General features: G+C 67.4%; 4 protein-coding genes. 2 read left to right on the top strand and 2 right to left on the bottom strand.

The features are described from left to right. Positions 1-71: 71 nt before the first annotated feature. Both ACWCO3_RS31305 and ACWCO3_RS31300 read right to left on the bottom strand, forming a co-directional pair. Positions 72-1,022: a malate dehydrogenase gene (locus ACWCO3_RS31305; protein WP_112583765.1), complete on the bottom strand. Its 951-nt coding sequence runs from the start codon at positions 1,020-1,022 to the stop codon at positions 72-74. Positions 1,023-1,148: 126 nt separating this feature from the next. Beyond that, positions 1,149-2,009: a bifunctional methylenetetrahydrofolate dehydrogenase/methenyltetrahydrofolate cyclohydrolase gene (locus tag ACWCO3_RS31300; protein WP_088987687.1), complete on the bottom strand. Its 861-nt coding sequence runs from the start codon at positions 2,007-2,009 to the stop codon at positions 1,149-1,151. Between the two features lie 448 nt (positions 2,010-2,457). On the opposite strand from ACWCO3_RS31300, the gene ACWCO3_RS31295 reads away from it, so the two are divergent. Further along, positions 2,458-4,059: a peptide ABC transporter substrate-binding protein gene (locus ACWCO3_RS31295; protein ID WP_145778999.1), complete on the top strand. Its 1,602-nt coding sequence runs from the start codon at positions 2,458-2,460 to the stop codon at positions 4,057-4,059. Positions 4,060-4,253: 194 nt separating this feature from the next. Next, on the top strand, positions 4,254-5,045 hold a 792-nt coding region (locus ACWCO3_RS31290; protein WP_450013484.1), incomplete at its 3' end, for an ABC transporter permease.

Raw genomic sequence — 5,045 nt, 5'->3', positions numbered from 1 at the left:
CGGCCCTCACGAAACAGGGCGGTGGGGGGCGGGGGCGCCCCCCCCCGCCCCCTTGCGTACTGCTGGGTCGATCACATGCTGGAGATGTCGCCCTGCTTCGCGCGGACGGCCTCGGCCGCCTCCAGGAGGCTGGCACGCTCGTCGGCGTCCAGGTCGGTCTCGACGACCCGCTTGACGCCCTCGGCGCCGATCTCGGCCTCGACACCGAGGTAGACACCGGAGATGCCGTACTCGCCGTCGACCCAGGCGCAGACCGGCATGACCTCGCCGGAGTCCTCCGCGACAGCCTTCGCCATCCGGGCCGCGGCGGCCGACGGGGCGTAGTACGCCGAGCCGGTCTTGAGCAGCGCGACCACCTCGGCGCCACCGTTGCGGGTCTTGACGACCAGCTCCTCGATCTGCTCGGCCGGCATCGCGTCGCGCAGCGGCTTGCCGTTGACGGTGCTCTTCGACGGCACCGGGACCATGGTGTCGCCGTGCGAGCCCAGGGTCAGGGTGCGTACCGACGCCACCGGCACGTTCAGCGCCTCGGCGACGAAGTTGCTGAACCGGGCGGTGTCGAGCATGCCGGCCTGCCCGAGCACCCGGTTCTTCGGGAACTGGGTGGCGAGCTGCGCGAGCGCGGTCATCTCGTCCAGCGGGTTCGAGACGACGATGACGACAGCGTTCGGGGCGTACTTGGCGACGTTCTCGGCGACCTGACGAACGATCTTGGCGTTGGTCTCCAGCAGGTCCATGCGGCTCATGCCGGGCTTGCGCGGCAGACCAGCGGTGATCACGACGACGTCGGAGCCCTCGATGCTCTCGTAGCCCTCACCGTTGGGGCCGGTGGTCACGCCGACGACCTTGGTCTCGAAGCCCTCGATGGCCCGCGACTGGTTGAGGTCGAGCGCGAGACCCGCGGGCTTGCCCTCCACGATGTCGGTGATCACTACGGTGTCGAAGACGTCGTACTCGGCCAGGCGCTGTGCGGTGGTAGAGCCGTAGAAGCCAGCCCCGACGACAGTGACCTTCTTACCCATGGTCGTCCCACTCCCTGATACCAGTCGGTTTTCCGGACCGTATCAGTCATCCTGACACCGATCAGGCCAGGGGCGGCGGGCATCGCCGGGATGGGGCGAACGTCACCGGTGTCGCCGGCGCACGGTTCAGCCGCGCTCCGCGCGCTCCACCACGTTGCTGAGCAGCATGGCCCGGGTCATCGGCCCGACACCGCCGGGCATCGGCACCAGCGCGCCGGCCGTCTCGGCCACCTCCGGGTCCACGTCGCCGGTGTAGCGACCCTTGCCGTCCGCGCCGATCACCCGCGTGATGCCGACGTCCACAACGACCGCGCCTGGGTTGATCATGTCGGCGGTGAGCAGCCCCGGTACGCCGGCCGCGACGATGACGATGTCGGCGGCCCGGGTGTGCGAGGCGAGGTCGAGGGTGCCGGTGTGGCACAGCGTGACGGTGGCGTTCTCGGAGCGCCTGGTGAGCAGCAGGCCGAGCGGGCGGCCGACGGTGTTGCCCCGGCCGACGACGGCGACGGTGGCGCCGCGCAGGGCCACGTCGTGGCGGCGGAGCAGTTCGACGATGCCGCGCGGGGTGCAGGGCAGCGGGCCGTCGTAGCCGAGGACGAGCCGACCCAGGTTGACCGGGTGCAGGCCGTCGGCGTCCTTGTCCGGGTCGATCAGCTCCAGCACGCGCTGAGTGTCGAGGTGGGCGGGCAGCGGCAGCTGGACGATGTAGCCGTGGCACGCCGGGTCGGCGTTCAGCTCGGCGATCACATCGTCGACCTGCTGCTGGGTGGCGTCGGCCGGCAACTCCCGGCGGATCGAGGCGATGCCCACCTCGGCGCAGTCACGGTGCTTGCCGTTGACGTACGCCTGACTGCCCGGGTCCGACCCGACCAGGACCGTGCCCAGCCCGGGAGTGATGCCGCGTTCCGCGAGTGCCTTCACCCGAATTCGCAGCTCGTCCTTGATCTCCGCCGCGGTTGCCTTGCCGTCCAGAAGCGTCGCCGTCACGACCAGATCGTCTCACGACCTCCGCCCGGGGTTCCGACGACCTCGATCGGGCGGCCCATCGACTCCTTGATCACCATCAGCAAATGTGACCATCCGTGACGTGTTGCTAGTCACTCTGAGTGAACATCTGTTCATTCGGTCACCATCGAACCAGACAGGCAGACCGTGGCGGACCGACACCGGACGGACACTTACGCAGGCGGCAACGCGATCCATATCGCCACGACAGGGCACGAAGGAAGCGATGTCTTTCCAGCAAGATGGCGTTTCGCATGGTTTGACGTAGCAGTCCGGCAGCCGTTCGACAAGGGACTCGACCTCATACCGTTACCCACCCGCAACCGCGTCGTTGTCGAAGCCTCGCCGCCGACCTACCGTTACCGCTTGTTGCGCAGCGTAAACCCAGCGTCGGGCCTGACTGCGCAGCGTGAGGAGATGAGGAGGCTCAATGCGAGTTCGTAGACTCGCCGCCTGGACCGCCCTCCCGCTCGCGGTGACGCTGGGCCTCGCGGCCTGCGGCAGCGGCGGCGACGGTGGTTCCGGTGGCAGCGACAGTTCGGTGGTCAGCATCCAGATCGCCGAGCCGAAGCACCTGGTTCCGACCAACACCACCGAGACGTCCGGCTCTCAGGTCATCGCCGGCCTGTTCAGCCCGCTCGTCGACTACGACGCCCAGAACAAGCCGTACGAGGTCGCCGCCCAGTCGGTCACCTCGTCCGACAACAAGGTCTGGACGATCAAGCTCAAGGACGGCTTCACCTTCCACAACGGCGAGAAGGTCACGGCCGAGGACTACATCAACGCCTGGAACTACGGCGCGTACGCCCCCAACGGCCAGGACACCAACCCGTTCTTCGAGAAGATCGCTGGTTACGCGGACCTGCAGGGCAAGGAGCCGAAGGCCAAGGAGATGTCCGGCCTGAAGAAGGTCGACGACCTCACCTTCACCGTGACGCTCAACGAGCCGTACATCGACTTCAAGACCACGTTGGGCTACAACGCGTTCTTCCCGATGCCGGACGCCGCGTTCTCGGCTCCGGGCGTGCTCAAGGACTCCTACGAGCAGGCGCCGATCGGGCAGGGCCCCTTCAAGATGAAGGGCACCTGGCAGCACGACAGCAAGATCGAGGTCGAGCGTTACGACGCCTTCCCGGGCGAGAAGCCCAAGGTGAAGAACGTCGAGTTCCGGATCTACCAGCAGCTCACCGCGGCGTACGCGGACGTCCTGGCGGACAACCTGGACGTGCTGCCCACGATCCCGACCGAGAGCCTGAGCACCGCGCCGAGCGACCTGGGCGACCGGTACAAGACCAGCCCGATGTCGTCGTTCCAGTTCCTGGCGTTCCCGACGTTCGACAAGGACTACAGCAACCCGGACGTCCGCAAGGCCATCTCGATGGCGATCGACCGTGACGAGATCACCAAGTCGGTCTTCAAGGGCTCGCAGACGCCGGCGCGCTCCTTCGTCTCGCCGGTCCTGCCGGGCTTCCGGGACGACACCACCGGCAAGTCGGGCGAGTTCAACCCGACCGAGGCCAAGAAGCTCTACCAGGCCGCCGGTGGTCCTTCGAAGATCGTCATCTCGTACAACGGCGACGGCGGTCACAAGGACTGGGTCGACGCCACGGTCAACCAGCTCAAGGCCAACCTGGGCGTGGACGCCGTGGGCTCGGCCGAGCCGAAGTTCGCCGACCTGCTCACCAAGGTCGAGAAGAAGACGCCGGTGGGTGCGTTCCGGATGGGTTGGGTCATGGACTACCCGACCATGGAGGACTACCTCGGCCCGCTGTACAGCACGAACGGCTCGTCGAACTACTACGGCTACAGCAACCCGGAGTTCGACAAGCTGGTCAAGGAGGGTTCCGCCGCCAAGACGCAGGACGAGGCGATCGCCAAGTACCAGCAGGCGGAGGACATCCTGGCCAAGGACATGCCGGTGATCCCGCTCCGCTTCGGCGAGAACGTGTTCGGCCACTCGTCCAAGGTCAAGAACGTGGAGATGGACCTGTTCCAGCGGGTCAACCTCGTCAAGATCGAAGCGGCCAGCTGAGCTGACCATGGTGCGGGCCACCCGGGCGACGATGCCCGGGTGGCCCGGACCGCACCGGGGGCCGGACCGCAGCAGCGGGTCCGGCCCGGTGGTGCCGGCTCCCCCGGGCCGGACGGCACGTCTCCGATATTTCGGGTACGACCAGAGATGCCGTCCTGCGACCCTTTCGCACATTTCCGGAGAGACTGCTAAGCATGTTCCGCTACATCTTGCGGCGCCTACTGCAGATGGTCCTGGCGTTCTTCGGGACCACCCTGATCGTCTACGCGCTGACATTCGCCGGGCAGGGCGACCCGATCCAGGCGCTCGCCGGTGAGCGGCCGGTGACGCCAGCCCAACGGGCCTACCTGACCGAGAAGTACCACCTGGACGCCACCGGCGTCGGCGGCTTCTTCTACCGCTACTTCGACTACGTGAAGAACCTGCTCCAGGGCAACCTGGGCGAATCGCTCACCGGTCGGAACATCGGCGACATCCTCGAACAGGCCTGGCCGGTCACCGTACGGCTCGCGCTCATCGCGCTCGCCGTGGCGATCATCTTCGGGGTCAGCGCCGGGGTGATCGCCGGCATCCGCCGGGCCAGCATCTTCGACAACTCGACGCTCGTGCTGACCCTCCTGGTGCTGGGTATCCCGACCATCGTGCTGGCCCCGCTGGCGCAGTACTTCCTGGGCGTCAAGTTCCAGCTCTTCCCGCCCACCGCCGGCTCGGACCCGTCGTTCTACGCGCTCCTGCTGCCGGGCATCGTGCTCGGCTCACTGTCGCTGGCCACCGCGTTGCGCCTCACCCGCGCCTCGGTGGCGGAGAACCTGCGCGCGGACTACGTCCGGACCGCCCGGTCGAAGGGCCTGGTCAAGCGCCGCATCGTCATCGTCCACGTGCTGCGCAACTCGCTCATCCCGGTCATCACCTTCCTCGGTGTGGAGCTGGGCAACCTGATGAGCGGCGCGATCATCACCGAGGGCGTCTTCAACATCCCCGGCGTG

The organism is Micromonospora sp. NPDC002411 (genome assembly GCF_053592955.1).
This window is presented reverse-complemented; position numbering and strand designations above follow the sequence as displayed.